This window comes from Devosia sp. 67-54 (assembly GCF_001899075.1).
Taxonomy (GTDB): domain Bacteria; phylum Pseudomonadota; class Alphaproteobacteria; order Rhizobiales; family Devosiaceae; genus Devosia_A.
In genome coordinates this window covers 204,964-220,339 of record NZ_MKVA01000005.1, presented here as the reverse complement: position 1 = coordinate 220,339, position 15,376 = coordinate 204,964, and the positions used below count along the sequence as shown (strand labels likewise).

Genomic DNA, 15,376 nt, shown 5'->3' with positions numbered 1-15,376 from the left:
TGTGGCTACCCCAGATCGCGATACCGTCTATACCAATGATGGTACCAACCGGACCATCTACTCTCGCGAGTCCAATTCGACCGGCTGGTTCGTGGGCATCATCGTTGCCCTCGCGCTGCTGGCCATCGCCTACCTGGTCTTCTCGGCCAACTCGCAGCCCTCGACCAGCACCACGGTCAACAATACCCCGGCCGTGACCGATACGACCCCGGCTCCGGCCAACACCACGACGACGCCGATGGCTCCGGCCGACAACACCGGCACCGCGGTGACCCCGCAGGCTCCGGCGACCACGGCTCCGGCCGACAACGGCACCTCGGCCGCTCCGTCGACCGCGCCCGCCAGCTCGGCTCCGGCCACTGAGGCCAGCTCGGTCGCGCCGGCACCGTCTGAAGCCGCCCCCGCTTCGTCGGCGGCGCAGTAAGCGAGAGTCCTCCGCGCTTCAGCCTCCCTCTGAAGTGCCCAGCAAGCCCCGGCTCCCACAGCCGGGGCTTTCGCTTGCGGCAGGCTACGCTTTCGTCCGCCGCATGACCGGCCGCCGCGGCAGCGGTCGCGCCCCCCTCGACATAGCCCGCCTCGGCGAAGGCCCGCGAATGCCGAGGTAAAGGTCGCCCGATCCGCTCCGCGGCCCGGGCTCGACCGATAGGCCTCGGCGGCATCGGCGCCCTGCGTGACCGGCACGATCGACGTCGCGGCCATGGCAGTTACCTCCCTGTGCGTTCTTGTAAGCCCGTTCCGCAGGCGACATCTAGGCCGCAATCACGAGGACATCGTCATGCAAATCGGCCTTTATTCCTTCGCCGAGAACACCCCGGACCTGCTCAACGGCAACCATCTGCAATCGCCCGCCGAGCGGCTGCGCGACCTGCTCGAGGAGATCGAGTTGGCCGACCAGCTCGGGCTCGATTTCTATGGCCTCGGCGAACATCACCGTCCCGATTTCGTCGCCTCCTCGCCGGTGACCATTCTCGCGGCCGCCGCAGCGCGAACCAGTACCATCCGTCTCTCCACCGCCGTCACCGTGCTCAGTTCCGACGACCCCATCCGCGTCTGGCAGCAATTCTCGACCCTCGACCTGCTCTCCAACGGGCGTGCCGAGATCATGGCCGGACGCGGCTCCTTCGTCGAAAGCTTCCCCCTCTTCGGCTACGACCTCAACGACTATGACGAGCTGTTCGAGGAAAAGCTGCAGGAGCTGCTGGCGATCCGCAAGGGCGGCAAGGTCGACTGGCCGGGCTCGGCGCACACCAGGCCGATCCCCGGCATGGAGCTCTTCCCCAAGCCCGTGCAGGACCCGCTGCCGCTATGGATCGCGGTCGGCGGCACGCCCAATTCGGTGGCCCGCGCCGCCTATTTCGGGCTGCCGCTGATGATCGCCATCATTGGCGGCCGGCCGCAGCAGTTCCAGCCGCTGGTGCGGCTCTATCGCGACACCGCCGCGAAGATGAACCACGACGTCGCCGGCCTGCCCGTCGGCATCTCCTCGCACGGCTTCATTGCCGACACCTCGCAGGAGGCCATGGACATCGCCTTCCCCGCGCATCAGGCGGCGATGAGCCGCATCGGCAAGGAGCGCGGCTGGCCGCCCACCACGCGCGAGCAGTTCGAGGCCGGCGCCGGCCCGCAGGGCGCCTATTTCATGGGCTCGCCGCAGCAGGTGATCGACAAGATCCTGATGCAACACGAATGGTTCGGGCACGACCGCTTCGGCCTGCAGCTTTCGGTGGGCACGCTGCCGCACGCCAAGGTCATGCACGCCATCGAGCTGCTCGGCACCGTGGTGAAGCCCGCCATCGACAAGGCGCTGCCGCGCAAGGCCGGTTGAGCCGGCAGCACCCCGCCCAGCGCACTGCCGCGAAATCGCCCCATTCCGGTCGCGGTCGGGCCACGACGCGATCCTAGAAACCTTTTCTTAACGTTCGGCGTTCTGCTGGACGGAGGGCTCGCCATGTCGCACTACGTGCAGCGTTCGGTTCACCGGCTTCGGCGCCTCTGGCTGGCGGAAGCGGCCTTGGTTGCCGCGATCCTGGTGTTCGGCGGCTTCGCCCTGCTCTCGGACGCGCGCATCAGCCCCGCGGAATTCCTCGCCGGCTTCAGCCAGTTCGTCCCGCGCTAACCTACAAGCTAGCGACTATTTCTTGCTGCGCTTGATCGTCTTGATCGCCAGCGGCGGCATTCCCGACTTTTCCGCAATGGCGCGATCCTGCGCCTGGATCTCCGCCTTGGCCGGCTCGTCGCCGTCCAGCCCGCCGAGGATGTCGGCCGGAACCCGTCGGTTCGACCGCTGGCTGCCGTCCTCGTAGATCACGTCGAAGAACACGAATTCGTTGCGCGGCGTCGGTTTCTTGGCCATGGCGAATACTCCTTTGCGGCGCGCTCTACGCGCTGCGCCTCAAGGGCACAAGCCGGCTTGCTGCTGGACAGGCGCTAGTTGCTCTTCGGCCAGGACTGCCTGAACACGCCCTCGCCCTGCTCGTCGATGATCTGCCGGCCCTTGGCCAGCGCAAAGCTCACCGCCTCGTCGCGCGAACTCATCCGGTCGGCGCGCACGAAGCTGTAGCTCTTGGTCTCGCCGTCGATGGTCTTTTCGATGACGCCGGAAAGCTGGTACTCGCTGCCCGCCGCCATCGGCGTCGGCCGGATGGTGAAGCCCTTGTACTCCTCGCCCGCCGCCGGCGCCTCCTCCTTCGCCGCCCCGCCACCGCCGCCAAAGAGATTTTTCCAGAAAGACATGGGCTTTACTCCTGCTCGAGGGTCAGTTGCGCGAGCTTTGCCAGATGGCGCATGAGCCCGAGCTTCAAGGGTTCGTTGCCGTGCACCGGAACGGAGAGCCGGGCATCGACCCCTGCTTTTCCGTAGATATGGTGGCTGCCATTGACCCGTAGCAGGCGCCAGCCATTCCGCTCAAGCAGCTTTGCGAATTGTAGGCCCGAGAGCGGCGTCACAGCGCAATCTCGAGCACCCGCTCTCCGCGTTCCTCGTGCCGATCTTCGAGATCCGCCGAAAGGTAGCCTTCGATGGCCTCGTGGAGATTGCGCAGCAATTCGTCCATGGTCTCGCCTTGGCTGGCGCAGCCGGGAAGCGCCGGGACCTCGCCCCAGTACCCCCCCTCCTCCGCCTCATGCACGAGAACTTTGACTTTCATGCCTGTGCCCTCAATTGTCGAGGAAGCTCCTCAGCTTGCGTGAGCGGCTCGGGTGCTTGAGCTTGCGCAGCGCCTTGGCCTCGATCTGGCGGATGCGCTCGCGCGTCACCGAGAACTGCTGACCCACTTCCTCGAGCGTGTGGTCGGTGTTCATGCCGATGCCGAAGCGCATGCGCAGCACGCGCTCCTCGCGCGGCGTCAGCGACGCCAGCACACGCGTCGTGGTCTCGCGCAGATTGCTCTGGATCGCCGCGTCGATCGGCTGCACCGCGTTCACGTCGGGGATGAAATCGCCGAGGTTGGAATCCTCCTCGTCGCCGATCGGCGTTTCGAGGCTGATCGGCTCCTTGGCGATCTTCAGCACCTTGCGCACCTTGTCGAGGGGCATCTGCAGCTTTTCGCTCAGCTCCTCGGGCGTCGGCTCGCGGCCGATCTCGTGCAGCATCTGGCGCGACGTGCGGACGATCTTGTTGATCGTCTCGATCATGTGCACCGGGATGCGGATGGTGCGCGCCTGGTCGGCGATCGAGCGGGTGATCGCCTGCCGGATCCACCACGTCGCGTAGGTCGAGAACTTGTAGCCGCGCCGGTACTCGAACTTGTCCACCGCCTTCATCAGCCCGATATTGCCCTCCTGGATCAGGTCCAGGAACTGCAGGCCGCGGTTCGTGTACTTCTTGGCGATGGAGATCACGAGGCGAAGATTGGCCTCCACCATCTCCTTCTTGGCGATGGCGGCCTCGCGTTCGCCCTTCTGCACCTTGTGCACGATGCGGCGATACTCGGTGACGTCGAGCCCGGCTTCCGTCGCCAGCGTATGGATCTCGCCGCGGATTTCGCCGACCGTATCGCCCTCGCGCTTGATGAACTCGGCCCAGTTCTTGCCGCGCGAGGCGACGTTCTTGGCCCAGTCCTCGTCCAGCTCGCGCGTGTAATAGGCATCGAGGAAGTCGTCGCGCTTGATGCCGTAGCTTTCGGCCAGCCGCAGCAGCCGCCCCTCGAGCCGCACCAGGCGCTTGTTGATGTCGTAGAGCTGTTCGACCAGGCTCTCGATGCGCGAGGCATTGAGGCTCAGCGACTTCACGTCGGCGATCACCGACGAGCGGAAGCTGTCGACCTTCTTGGTCTCGGCGCCGGTCACCGGCTTCGAGCGGTCGGCGGCGTGCTTGTCCTGCAGCTTGCGCATCTTGCCATAGGCGTCGGCGATGCGGTCGAAGGTCTCGACCACCTGCGGCTTGAGCTCGGCTTCCATCGCGCTCAGCGACAGCGAATTCTCGAAATCGTCGTCGTCGTCCTCGACCGGGTCCTGCGGCGCCTGCGGCTCTTCCGGCACGTAGTCGTCGTCCTCGTCGCCGCCGGCGGCGCGGCGCGGCGCGGGCTTCGGCGCCTCGGCCCTGGCCGGGGCGGCGGGAGCCGCGGCCGGCACCGGCTCGACCGGCACCACCGGCGCGGCCTGCTTGGCGTCGGGGCCGGCATAGGTCGCCTCGAGATCGATGATGTCGCGCAGCAGGATTTCCGCCGCCGCGAGCTGGTCGCGCCAGATGATGATGGCCTGGAAGGTCAGCGGGCTCTCGCACAGCCCCTCGATCATCGTCTCGCGGCCGGCCTCGATACGCTTGGCGATGGCGATCTCGCCCTCGCGGCTCAGCAGCTCCACCGAGCCCATCTCGCGCAGATACATGCGCACCGGATCGTCGGTGCGGTCGCTGCCCTCGCGCGCATTCGACTTGCTGGCGACGGCAGTGCCGGTGCGCTCGGCCAGTTCCGTCGATTCTTCCTCGGCGGTCTCCGGCTCGGCCTCTTCGACCTCGTCCTCGTCGACGACGTTGATGCCCATGTCCGAGAACATCGCCATGATGTCCTCGATCTGGTCGGGCGACACTTCCTCCGACGGCAGCACCGCGTTGACCTCTTCATAGGTCACATAGCCGCGCTTCTTGGCCGTCTTGATGAGCTTCTTGACCGCTGCATCGGACAAATCCAGCAACGGGCTGTCGGGCGTTTCGGCGCTGCCCTCGCCGCCCTTCTCCGCCGCTTTGTCGGTGTCCTTGGTGGCTTTGTTCTGCGCCTTCTGGGCTCCGGCCTTGAGGGGCGGGGCTTTGGTGGCTTTGGGCTCAGTCTCGAGTTCGGTCGTCACGGGCTTGGTGTCTGTCTTTACTTTGGGATGGGTGGTCTTGGCCTCGCCCGTGGGCGCCGCCTTGCTGTTGGTCCTGGGCTCCGCCTTGGCCTTCGGCTCCGGCTTGGGAGCCGCCTTTGCCGCCGGCCTGCTTTCGCTCTTTGCCGCCGGCTTGCCCTCCGCCTTGGGTGACGCTTTGGCGGCCGGTTTCGTTGCAGTCTTGGCCCTGGCCTTCGGCTCGGTCTTCGCTGCGGCCTTCCCCGAGGCCGCCTTGGCAGCGGGTTTTGGCGGCGCCGCCTTCGCCTTCGGCGTGCCCGCCGGCTTCACCGGCGCCGCCTTTGCCTTGGGCTTGGCCGCCGCCTTCGCCTGAGGTTTGACGGCCGTCCTCGGCGCTGCCTTGGGGGCCGTTTTCGTCGCCTTCCCGACCGGCTTGGCCGAAACCTTCGCCGCCGGCTTCGGCGCCGCCTTCGGCTTGGCCGCCACCGGCTTGGACGCGCTCTTGGAGGCTGCCTTCGAGGGGACCTTGCTGGCCATCTGGCTTGTTGCTCCGGTGCCCGGGACGGGCCGAGTTCGGTTCAAATACTGGCAGAGAATGCGATGCGATGGGTGGACCTTATGTGTGGTCCCTGATTCGTTTCCGGAAGAGGCTTATGCAACTGATTCGCCCATAAGCAAAATCGCGCACTCGCGAGCTTGCTCAGAAGCTGCGGGCCGCGCGTCCGGATAACGAACCAAACCCTTCGATCAACGCTTCTGTGCCGTCGACGGTCGTGATCTGATTCTTGATGTCTTGCAGCACCCTGAAGGAGTCCTCGGTCCAATCGACGTCGAGGGCGTTTTCCGCTGCCTTGAGCGCCTTATTTAGCTCAACCGACTTGTAATGCAAGGCCAGCGCATGCCGGAGCCCGATCTCGGCGTCGTTGACCGCGGCATCGGCCAGCACCTGCCACACCCCCTGCCCGCGCAGCAGCGCTTCCATCCGCTCAATCTCGGCGCCGAAGCCGCGCGCCGCCAGCGCGGCCCGCAGGTCGGCCCCGGAAATATCGTGGTCGGCCATGATGATGTCGAGCAGCGCCGCGGCGAGCTTGCGCGCGCCCGGCGAGGCGAAATCGAGCCCGGCGAGGCTCTCGAGCCGGTTTTCCGCCAGCGCCGGGTGGTTGACGAGGCTCATCAGGATCACCGCCTCGCGCGGGCTGGCCTCGCTGCGCGCCGGCTTCAGCAGCCGCGAATTGCGTAGCGTGTCCGACACCACCAGCCGCGGCGATTTGAGCGGCTCCTGGCCATAGCCGCGGCGCATGCCGCTCCGGCGCTCGCCGCGCCGCCCGTCGAAGCGCGACGCCGGCCGCACCGGCTGGAAGAACGCCGCCAGCTTTTCGTCGAACGCCTGCATGTAGTGCCGCCGCACCGACTGGTCGCCGATGCCGTTGGCCCGCTCGCGCAGCCGCGCCTCCAGCGCCGCCCGCGCCTCCGGCGTTTCCGGCACCATGCCGCCGGTTTCGAGGCTCCACACCACGTCGCTGAGCGAGCGCGCCTGGTCGAGCACTTCGGCGAAGGCCGTGCGCCCCTGCTGCCGGATGAGGTCGTCGGGATCGAGCCCCTCGGGCAACGTCGCGATCCGCACCGTCTTGCCCGGCGTCAGCAGCGGCATCACCAGATTGGCGGCCCGCTCCGCCGCCCGCTGCCCGGCCGCGTCGCCGTCGAAGCACAGGATCGGCTCGTCCGTCATCCGCCACAACAGCGCCACATGGTCCTCGGTCATCGCCGTGCCCATCGGCGCGACCGTCCCCTCGAACCCCGCCATCACGGCCGCGATCACGTCGAGATAGCCCTCGACCACGATCACCGGCCGGCCGTCGCGCGCCGCCTTGCGCGCCTCCATGCCGTTGTAGAGCACCAGCCGCTTCTGGAAGAGCTCGGTCTCGGGCGAATTGAGGTATTTCGCCGGCACGTCCGGCGTCAGCGCCCGGCCGCCGAACCCGATGATGCGGCCGCGGAAATCGGTGATCGGGAACATCACCCGGTTGCGGAACCGGTCATAGGTCAGCGGATCGCCCTCGCGCGACGCCACCAGCCCGGTGTCGACCATCTCCTGCGCCGACACGCCATTGGCCGCCAGATGCTCCTTGAGGCCATTGCGGCTGTCCGGGGCGAAACCGATGCGGAAGCGCGTCTGCGCCTGGGCGCTGACGCCGCGCTCGAACAGATAGCCGCGCGCCCGCGCCCCGATATTGTGCGCCAGCGCCGCCTCGAAATACTTCGCCGCCACCTCCATCACGTCGAACAGCGAGCGCCGGGCTTCCTGCCGCGCCTCCTCGCGCTCGTCGCGCGCCGGCATCGGCACCCCGGCCATCCCGGCGAGCTTTTCCACCGCCTCCGGAAAGCTCATTCCCGCCTTTTCCGTGAGGAAGCGGAAATGGTCGCCCGTCACCCCGCAGCCGAAGCAGTGGTAGATGCCCTTGCGGTCGTCGGCATGAAAGCTCGGCGTTTTTTCGCCATGGAACGGGCAGCACGCCCAGAAATCGCCACGCCCCGGCTGGCTCTTGCGCTTGTCCCAGATGACATGCTCGCCCACCACCTGCGAAATCGGCAGGCGCTGCCGGATCTCGTCGAGAAAGCCATCGGAAAAGCGCATGTCACGTAAGTAAGCGCTGGCTGACCCGGAGTCATCGGCCTTCTCCGCAATTCACACGCTGCAACCGCCCGATCCCGACATCGTTTGACTTCCGTATCGGAGGTTCGGCTCATGGCTTTGGTCGCAGCGCAGTCCACCCGCGGCTTTGCGCGCTGGAAGGCGGTTGCGCTCGACGCCATCAAGGTGTTTTTCGATCCCGACACCTCGCCGCGCTGCGCCGCCACGGCGTTCTTCGGCTTCCTGTCGTTCTTTCCGGCCATCGCCACCGTCGCACTGCTCTACGGCATCGTCGCCAACGCGCCGCTGGCCTCGAAAACCGTCAACGCCCTCGCTTATGTGCTCCCGCCCATGGCGCTCGACATCCTCGACGAGCAGTTGAAGATGCTCGCCGCCGCCCCGCCGGCGACCCTCGGGCTGGGCCTGCTGGTCAGCGTGCCGCTGGCCCTGTGGTCGGGCTCGCGCGGCGTCGAGGCGCTGCTCTTTGCCATGTCGCGCGTCCGCGGCGCGCCCGAGCGGCGCGGCTTCGTCGAGGAGGTGCTGGTCGCGGTCGGCATGACCCTGGGCGGCTCGCTGTTCGTCGCCGCGGCGCTGGTGACCGTCGCCGGGCTGCCCGCCCTCATCCCCTTCCCCACCGGCGCCGAATGGGTGGTCCTCGTCGTCCGCTGGCCGGTGCTCCTGCTGATTTCCGCGCTGGTGATGGGCCTGCTCTACCGCTTCGGGCCCGACCGGCATCCGCACAAGCTGCGCTTCATCTGGCCGGGCGCAATGCTCGCCTCGCTGCTCTGGGTTCTCGCCGGCGCGATCTTTTCGATCTACGTGCAGAACTGGGGCAACTACTCGGCGACCTTCGGCTCGGTGTCGGCGGCGGTCGTGCTGCTGCTGTGGATGTACAATTCCGCGCAGGTGCTGGTGCTCGGCGCGGCCTTCAACGCCGCGCTCGAGCATGCGGCCGGCGAAGGGCCGGCCACCGGTGTCGTCACCTCGGCCTAGGCGGAAGCGCTCTGGCCCTTGTAGAGCCGCCACGCCATCGCGAACAGCCCGACCGAGAACAGGATCATCATCACCCCGCCGAAGATCACGAAGAAGATCGCTCCGCTCAGCGGCGCGAACAGCAGCACCACGCCGAACAGCACATAGAGCGCGCCCGACAGCAGGATCGGCCAGATCTTCGCGTACATCGCCCGCTCGCGGATGGCGATGACGATCTCCATCACGCCCACGATGATCGCCTGGATGGCGACCAGGTAGACGACGAACCACACCGTCACCAGCGTCGACAGGATCGGGAACAGCAGGATCACCAGGCCGCAGAGGATGCCCAGCACGTTGCGGATCACGTCGAACCAGAAATTGCCGGTCTTGGCGCCGCCGAAAGTCAGCGCCCATAGCCCGAGCACGCCGTCCACCAGCATGATGACGCCACCGGCGATCACCAGCACGGCCAGCGCCGCTCCCGGCCAGATCACCGCATAAAGGCCGGCGAGCAGCATCAGCAGCCCCCTGAGCCCCATGAGTAGTCCCCAACGCTTCTTCAGGTCAGCCGCCGCCATGTCCAAGCTCCTCGTTCGGTTGGCGGGCCCACTATGACTCACTGAACCCGCCTTTGCATCCGGGCACGGACAACTAGCCACGTCAATCGCGCCCCCGCATGGGCGGCGCGCGCCGCGAGGGCTTGCCGCAGGCGCGGCTTGGTGATCATGTCGCCCGCTCTCCGGGTCACCAAATGCCTCCTGCCGTCTTCGCCCTCGCCCTCGCCGCCTTCTGCATCGGCTCCACCGAATTCATCGTCTCCGGGATTCTGCTCTCGGTGTCGGGCGATCTCGGCGTGTCGATCCCGACGGCGGGCCTCCTGGTCACCGGCTATGCCGCCGGCGTGGCCATCGGCGGCCCGCTGCTCGGCCTGCTGCTGACGCGCATCCCGCTGAAGCCGGCGATCCTGGGGGTGATGACCATCTTCGCCATCGGGCAATTGCTCTGCGCGCTCGCCCCCAATTACGAGCTGCTGCTCGGCGCTCGGCTGGTGTCGGCCTGCGGCCACGGCGTGTTCTTCGGCGTCGCCAGCGTCGCGGTGAGCCAGCTCGTGCCGGCCGAACGGCGCGGCGCGGCGCTGTCGCTGTTCGTCGGCGGCATCACCGTCGCCAACATCCTCGGCCTGCCCGGCGGCACCGCCATCGGCAACGCCTTCGGCTGGCGCATCACCTTCGTGGTCATCGCCGCCCTCGCCGTGCTCTCGGTGGTCGCCGTGTTCATCGCGCTGCCGGCCCAGACCCGGGGCGAGGCGCAGGCCGACGCGCCGCTGCGGCTGCAGGCCCGGCAATTGCTGCACCAGGAGGTGTTCCTCACCTACCTCGCCATCGCCGTGATCATGGTCGGCCAACTCGCCTTCGGCACCTTCCAGGTCGCCATGCTGACCCGCGTGACCGGCATCGCCGAAGCCGCCGTCCCCTACTACCTGCTGCTCGGCGGCGCCGGGGCCGTAACCGGCATCTGGCTGGGCGGCAAGGGCGCCGACTGGAACATCGACGCCTCGATCCTGATCGTCATCGCCGGCCAGATCCTGACCTTCGCCCTGCTACTCGTCGCCGTGTACGACCCCATCGCCGTCGGCATCATGCTGTTCTTTTCGGCGTTTTTCGGTTTCGGCTTTTCGACCCCGGTGCAGTTGCGCATCCTGCACGGCGCCCGCGCCGCCCCGCGCCTCGCCTCGACCATGGTGTCGACCGCCTACAACACCGGCATCGCCGCCGGCGCCGCGCTCGGCGCCGTGCTGCTCAGCGGCGGGCTGAGCTTCGCCCTGCTGCCCGCGATCGGCATCGTCACCAGCACGCTCGCCGGCATCATCGCCCTGATCTCGGTGCGCCTGCCGCATTCCTCCAACCTGGCCGAGGCCGGCTGATGTCGCCCGCCTTGTTCGCGCTGTTCGCCGCCGCCTTCGCCATCGGCACGTCGGAATTCGTCATCGCCGGCATCCTGCCCGCGGTCTCGGGCGATCTCGCCATCTCCATCCCCACCGCGGCGCTGCTGGTCAGCCTCTATGCCCTCGGCGTCGCCGTCGGCGGCCCGGTGCTCGCGACCTTCACCGGCCGCTACCCCAAGAAGCTGCTGCTGCTCATCTATGTCGGCATCTTCGTCGTCGGCTACGCCTTCTGCGCCGTCGCCCCGGGCTTCACCGCGCTGCTCGTCGCGCGCATCTTCATCGCCCTGATCCACGGCGCCTATTTCGGCACCGCCATGGTCGTCGCCACCACCATCGTCGAGGAGAAGCGCCGCGGCTTCGCCGTCGGCCTGATCCTTGCCGGCCTCACCGTCGCCAACATCATCGGCGTGCCGATCGGCACTGCCATCGGCACTGCCTTCGGCTGGCGCATGACCTTCGCCGCCGTCTCCGGCCTCGGTGTCGTCGCCTTTGCGCTGATCGCCTTGCTGGTGCCGGCGACCGGCGCCGGCGATACGCCGCACGGCAACCTCGCCGCCGAGCTGCGCGTGCTGACGCGCGAGCCGGTGTGGAGCTCGATCGCCATCATCATCGTCCAGACCGTCGGCCAGTTCGCGCTCTTCACCTACATCTCGCCGCTGCTCACCACCGTCTCGGGCATCGATATCGGCGTCGTGCCCTGGCTGCTGCTGTTGTTCGGCCTCGGCTCGACCGTCGGCGTGCTGGTCGGCGGCCGCCTCGCCGACTGGAGGCTGATGGCCTCGCTCACCGGCATCCTCGCCGCGCAGGTGGTGATCTACCTGCTGATGGTGCCGTTCGCCGGCATGCCGTGGGCCATGGCGGTGATGGTGCTGGTCTGGGGGGCGCTCGGCTTCGCCTTCGGCGCGCCGGCGCAGACGCGCATCCTCATCAACACCCGCGACGCGCCGCTGCTCGCCTCGAGCCTCATCCCGTCCTCGTTCAACGTGGCGATGGCCTTCGGCGCCTGGTTCGGCGGCACGCTGATCGACCACGGCTCGTCCTACGCCATCCTGCCCTGGATCGGCGTCGTCAGCGCCGCCCTCGCCACCCTGATCTCCGCCGTCTCCTGGGCCCGCGAGAGGCGCGCCGGCTGATCACCCTCAGCCCAGCGCCGCCTTCACCTTGGCGCTCGCCTTGCCGAAATCGATGCGGCCCGGATAGTCGGCCTTGAGCGAAGCGATCACCTTGCCCATGTCCTTGGCTCCGGCGGCGCCGGTCTTGGCGATGGCCGCCGTGATCGCCGCCTCCACCTCGGCCTCGCTCAACCCCTTGGGCAGGAACTCGTTGAGGATGTCGATCTCTTCCTTCTCCACCGTCGCCAGGTCGTTACGGCCGGCTTCGGCATAGATCGCAAAGCTTTCCTCGCGCTGCTTCACCATCTTCTGCAAGAGCGCCAGCACCTCGGCGTCGGTCGCCGGGCCCTTGCCCTCGCCGCGGTTGGCGATGTCGCGGTCCTTGATCGCCGCGTTGATCGCCCGTAGCGTCCGCGTCCGCCGCTCGTCCCGCGCCTTCAGCGCCGTCTTGTAGCTGTCGCCGATCGCGTCGCGCATGGCTGTCATCCCTTAAATTCCAACGATTTGGCCCCATATAGACCGTAACGCGAGGCGCCGCCACTTGCGCCTGCCGCGCCGGGCTTCTATGGGAAGCCCTCAACCCGCATCATCAACCCCTCGGAGACCCGCCATGTCCGGCTGGCAGCCCACGCCTGCGACCGCCCTTCTGATCCTGCAGGACGGGACCCGCCTCGAGGGCCGCGGCATCGGCGCCGTCGGCCACGCCGCCGGCGAGGTCTGCTTCAACACCGCCATGACCGGCTACCAGGAGATCCTCACCGATCCCTCCTATGCCGGCCAGATCGTCACCTTCACCTTCCCGCACATCGGCAATGTCGGCACCAATGACGAGGACATCGAGACCGTCAACATGGCGGCGCTGTCGGGCGTCCGCGGCGTCGTGCTCAAGGCCGACATCACCAACCCCGCCAATTACCGGGCGGCCGAGCGGCTCGACGCCTGGCTGAAGAAGCGCAACATCGTCGGCATCGCCGGCATCGACACCCGGGCGCTGACCGCCATGATCCGCGAGAAGGGCATGCCCAACGGCGTCGTCGCGCATGCGCCCGACGGCTTCTTCCACGAGCCCTCGATCGCCGCCGAGCTCAAGGCCTTCCCCGGCCTCGAAGGGTTGGATCTCGCCAAGGAAGTCACCACCGCCCAGACCTACAAATGGGACCAGACCCCGTGGCAGTGGAACAAGGGCTACGGCACGCTCGAGGACCCGAAATTCCACATCGTCGCCGTCGACTACGGCGCCAAGCGCAACATCCTGCGCCAGCTCGCCGACCAGGGCGCGCGCGTCACCGTGGTGCCGGCGACGGCCACAGCCAAGGACATCATGGGGCACAACCCCGACGGCATCTTCCTCAGCAACGGCCCCGGCGATCCGGCCGCCACCGGCAAATATGCCGTGCCCACCATCAAGGCGCTGATGGAGACCGGCAAGCCGATCTTCGGCATCTGCCTCGGCCACCAGCTTCTCGGCCTCGCGCTGGGCGGCACCACCAGCAAGATGCACCAGGGCCACCATGGCGCCAACCATCCCGTCAAGGACCTCACCACCGGCAAGGTCGAGATCACCTCGATGAACCACGGGTTCGCGGTGGATACGGCGAGCCTGCCGGCCGGCGTCACCGAGACCCATGTGTCGCTGTTCGACGGCTCCAACGCCGGCCTCAGCGTCGACGGCAAGCCGATCTTCTCGGTGCAGTACCATCCCGAGGCGTCGCCCGGCCCGCACGACAGCCACTATCTGTTCACCCGCTTCGTGAACCGCATCCGCGCCGACAAGGGCCTGCCGCCCGAGCCCGAGCGCCCCGCCCCTTCCGCCTGAGCCCCGTGAAAATAGCGGAGGCCGCCCACGTGGGGCGGCCTCCGAACGGTCAGCGTCCGAACGCCGAACTTACGGGTTCGTCGGCGACGAGCTGGACGACATGTCCTGGCTCGACGACGCACCGGTATCGGCGCCGCTCGCGCTGCTGCCGCTATCGGCCTTGTCGCCGGTGATGGCGGCAGTCAGGCCCACCAGGGCGGAGTATTCCGCCTCGTCGAGCTTCTGGTCGCCATTGGCGTCGGCCTTGGCGAAGAGGTCTGGCGTCAGCGTCGAATAGATGCCCATCGCCTCTTCCATCGTCACGAAGCCGTCATGGTTGGCGTCGGCGGTGTTGAAGTCTTCATTGCTGTTGTTCTGGGCGAGGGCGCCCCCGATGCCGACCGACATCAGTGTTGCCGCCGCAGCAGCGAGGATTGCGATCTTCTGCATTGGTCTTCCCTTCAGGATTTACGGTTTTGTTTGAAGCGCCGCGGCGCGCTTGACGCCTGTTGATGGCGTCGACCACAAAACCTCTCGGGCGCACGATGGTTGCGCCTTCGATTGTGACGATTACGGGGAGAATTCGAGACAAAATCCGCGGGTGTTCCGGCCGCGCGCGAAAAACCCGCGGGCCTGCCGCGGGTTTCACTGTAACGTCGCTCTAATCTAGTCGGATGCTGAACTCTTTGTGATTGCCGCTCAGCGCGGAATGCCGGTGTCGCACTGGCTGACGTCGGTCGATTGCAGGCCGGTCTTGAACCACTGCATGCGCTGCGCCGAGGTGCCGTGCGTATATTGCCGCGGCGAGATGGTGTTGTGCGTCAGCGTGTCGTCGCCGATCTGGTTGGCCGCGTTGATCGCCTCCTCGACGTCGCCATTGTCGAGATATTGCTGCTCGCCGCGCGCCCACATGCCGGCGAAGCAGTCGGCCTGCAGTTCCACCTTCACCGAATAGGCGTTGGCCTGGTCCTGGCTCATCGACTGCCGGCGCTGGTTGAATTTCGGCAGGATGCCCAGCAGGTCCTGCACGTGGTGGCCCACCTCGTGCGCGATCACATAGGCCTGCGCGAAATCGCCCGGCGCGCCGAACTGGTCACGCAATTGCTGGTAGAAGCTCAAATCGATGTAAACCTTCTGGTCCTCGGGGCAGTAGAACGGTCCCGAGGCCGCGTCCGCCGTGCCGCAGCCCGATGCGGTCTGGCCCGAGAACAGCACCACCTTGGGGTCGGTATAGGTCGCCCCGTGCTGGCTGAAATAATTGCCCCAGAACGTCTCGGTGTCCTTCACCACCACGCCCACGAACTGCTTGAGCTGCTCCTCGTCGGCGCTGCGCGGCGGCATCGTCTGCGCATTGCCGAAGGGCGAGCTGGTGCCGTCGTCGCCGGTCAGGATGCTGAGCGGATTGATGCCGAACGCCATGGCGATGACGATGAAGATCACGATGACCAGGAGGCCGCCCAGGCTCGATCCCGAACGTCCGCTCGGCAACTGGATGCCGCCGCCGCGCCCGAACGGGTTCGAGCCGAGCCCCCCGCCGAAGCCGCCGCCACCGAGACCGCCTCCGCCTTCGCCGCGGCGATCCTCGATATTCGAGCTCTCCTCGCGTCCCTGCCACTTCATGTTTCGACTCCCAAGCTGAAGGCGAGCTTACGCTGGCCG

At 67.3% G+C, this 15,376-nt stretch carries 18 protein-coding genes; 8 read left to right on the top strand and 10 right to left on the bottom strand.

The annotated features are described in order from the left end of the window. The first annotated feature begins 1 nt into the window (after position 1). The 3 genes from BGO82_RS06105 to BGO82_RS06095 all read left to right on the top strand — a co-directional run bounded on the left by BGO82_RS06105 (position 2) and on the right by BGO82_RS06095 (position 2,116). Positions 2-424, top strand: a complete 423-nt coding sequence (locus BGO82_RS06105; RefSeq protein ID WP_291304674.1) for a hypothetical protein — start codon at positions 2-4, stop codon at positions 422-424. 351 nt (positions 425-775) lie between these two features. Continuing rightward, positions 776-1,825 carry an LLM class flavin-dependent oxidoreductase gene (locus BGO82_RS06100; protein ID WP_291304673.1) on the top strand — a complete coding sequence of 350 codons (1,050 nt, stop codon included), beginning with the start codon at positions 776-778 and terminating at the stop codon, positions 1,823-1,825. Between the two features lie 123 nt (positions 1,826-1,948). Continuing rightward, the gene (locus BGO82_RS06095; RefSeq protein ID WP_291304672.1) at positions 1,949-2,116 is read left to right on the top strand and encodes a hypothetical protein; all 168 of its coding nucleotides are present in this window, start codon (positions 1,949-1,951) and stop codon (positions 2,114-2,116) included. Positions 2,117-2,131: 15 nt separating this feature from the next. Here the strand turns inward: BGO82_RS06095 and BGO82_RS06090 are convergent, their stop codons facing one another. From BGO82_RS06090 to rpoD, 5 genes are all read right to left on the bottom strand, one after another. Further along, positions 2,132-2,353 (bottom strand): hypothetical protein, encoded by a 222-nt coding sequence (locus BGO82_RS06090; RefSeq protein WP_291304671.1) that lies wholly within the window; start codon positions 2,351-2,353, stop codon positions 2,132-2,134. 74 nt (positions 2,354-2,427) lie between these two features. Further along, the gene (locus BGO82_RS06085; protein ID WP_291304670.1) at positions 2,428-2,733 is read right to left on the bottom strand and encodes an HlyU family transcriptional regulator; all 306 of its coding nucleotides are present in this window, start codon (positions 2,731-2,733) and stop codon (positions 2,428-2,430) included. Between the two features lie 5 nt (positions 2,734-2,738). Continuing rightward, positions 2,739-2,945: a type II toxin-antitoxin system HicA family toxin gene (locus BGO82_RS06080; RefSeq protein WP_291304669.1), complete on the bottom strand. Its 207-nt coding sequence runs from the start codon at positions 2,943-2,945 to the stop codon at positions 2,739-2,741. Further along, positions 2,942-3,145, bottom strand: a complete 204-nt coding sequence (locus BGO82_RS06075) for a type II toxin-antitoxin system HicB family antitoxin (protein ID WP_291304668.1) — start codon at positions 3,143-3,145, stop codon at positions 2,942-2,944. Before BGO82_RS06075 ends, BGO82_RS06080 begins: the two co-directional genes overlap by 4 nt. 10 nt (positions 3,146-3,155) lie before the next feature. Then, positions 3,156-5,282, bottom strand: coding sequence for an RNA polymerase sigma factor RpoD (gene rpoD, locus BGO82_RS06070; protein WP_291304667.1), 2,127 nt, complete (start codon positions 5,280-5,282; stop codon positions 3,156-3,158). A 37-nt stretch (positions 5,283-5,319) separates the two neighbouring features. Between rpoD and BGO82_RS06065 the strand changes: the two genes are divergently transcribed. Next, positions 5,320-5,631, top strand: a complete 312-nt coding sequence (locus BGO82_RS06065) for a hypothetical protein (protein ID WP_291304666.1) — start codon at positions 5,320-5,322, stop codon at positions 5,629-5,631. Between the two features lie 327 nt (positions 5,632-5,958). Here the strand turns inward: BGO82_RS06065 and dnaG are convergent, their stop codons facing one another. After that, positions 5,959-7,893: a DNA primase gene (gene dnaG / locus BGO82_RS06060; RefSeq protein ID WP_291304665.1), complete on the bottom strand. Its 1,935-nt coding sequence runs from the start codon at positions 7,891-7,893 to the stop codon at positions 5,959-5,961. Positions 7,894-8,004: 111 nt separating this feature from the next. Between dnaG and BGO82_RS06055 the strand changes: the two genes are divergently transcribed. Then, positions 8,005-8,883: a YihY/virulence factor BrkB family protein gene (locus BGO82_RS06055; protein ID WP_291304664.1), complete on the top strand. Its 879-nt coding sequence runs from the start codon at positions 8,005-8,007 to the stop codon at positions 8,881-8,883. On the opposite strand, the gene BGO82_RS06050 is transcribed toward BGO82_RS06055, so the two are convergent. Next, positions 8,880-9,443, bottom strand: coding sequence for a DUF308 domain-containing protein (locus BGO82_RS06050; protein ID WP_291304663.1), 564 nt, complete (start codon positions 9,441-9,443; stop codon positions 8,880-8,882). The two genes, BGO82_RS06055 and BGO82_RS06050, sit on opposite strands and share 4 nt — an antisense overlap. 173 nt (positions 9,444-9,616) lie before the next feature. On the opposite strand from BGO82_RS06050, the gene BGO82_RS06045 reads away from it, so the two are divergent. Together BGO82_RS06045 and BGO82_RS06040 are read left to right on the top strand one after the other, a co-directional pair. Next, positions 9,617-10,789, top strand: a complete 1,173-nt coding sequence (locus BGO82_RS06045; protein ID WP_291304662.1) for an MFS transporter — start codon at positions 9,617-9,619, stop codon at positions 10,787-10,789. Next, positions 10,789-11,943: an MFS transporter gene (locus BGO82_RS06040; RefSeq protein WP_291304661.1), complete on the top strand. Its 1,155-nt coding sequence runs from the start codon at positions 10,789-10,791 to the stop codon at positions 11,941-11,943. The genes BGO82_RS06045 and BGO82_RS06040 overlap by 1 nt, the downstream gene beginning before the upstream one ends. Positions 11,944-11,949: 6 nt before the next feature. Here BGO82_RS06040 and BGO82_RS06035 read toward each other — a convergent pair whose 3' ends face one another. Next, positions 11,950-12,399 (bottom strand): GatB/YqeY domain-containing protein, encoded by a 450-nt coding sequence (locus BGO82_RS06035; RefSeq protein WP_291304660.1) that lies wholly within the window; start codon positions 12,397-12,399, stop codon positions 11,950-11,952. A gap of 133 nt (positions 12,400-12,532) precedes the next feature. Between BGO82_RS06035 and carA the strand changes: the two genes are divergently transcribed. Beyond that, the gene (gene carA, locus BGO82_RS06030) at positions 12,533-13,738 is read left to right on the top strand and encodes a glutamine-hydrolyzing carbamoyl-phosphate synthase small subunit (protein ID WP_291304659.1); all 1,206 of its coding nucleotides are present in this window, start codon (positions 12,533-12,535) and stop codon (positions 13,736-13,738) included. 69 nt (positions 13,739-13,807) lie between these two features. Here carA and BGO82_RS06025 read toward each other — a convergent pair whose 3' ends face one another. Then, positions 13,808-14,167, bottom strand: coding sequence for a hypothetical protein (locus BGO82_RS06025; protein ID WP_291304658.1), 360 nt, complete (start codon positions 14,165-14,167; stop codon positions 13,808-13,810). Between the two features lie 249 nt (positions 14,168-14,416). Then, positions 14,417-15,337 carry a neutral zinc metallopeptidase gene (locus tag BGO82_RS06020; RefSeq protein WP_291304657.1) on the bottom strand — a complete coding sequence of 307 codons (921 nt, stop codon included), beginning with the start codon at positions 15,335-15,337 and terminating at the stop codon, positions 14,417-14,419. Between the last annotated feature and the right edge of the window lie 39 nt (positions 15,338-15,376).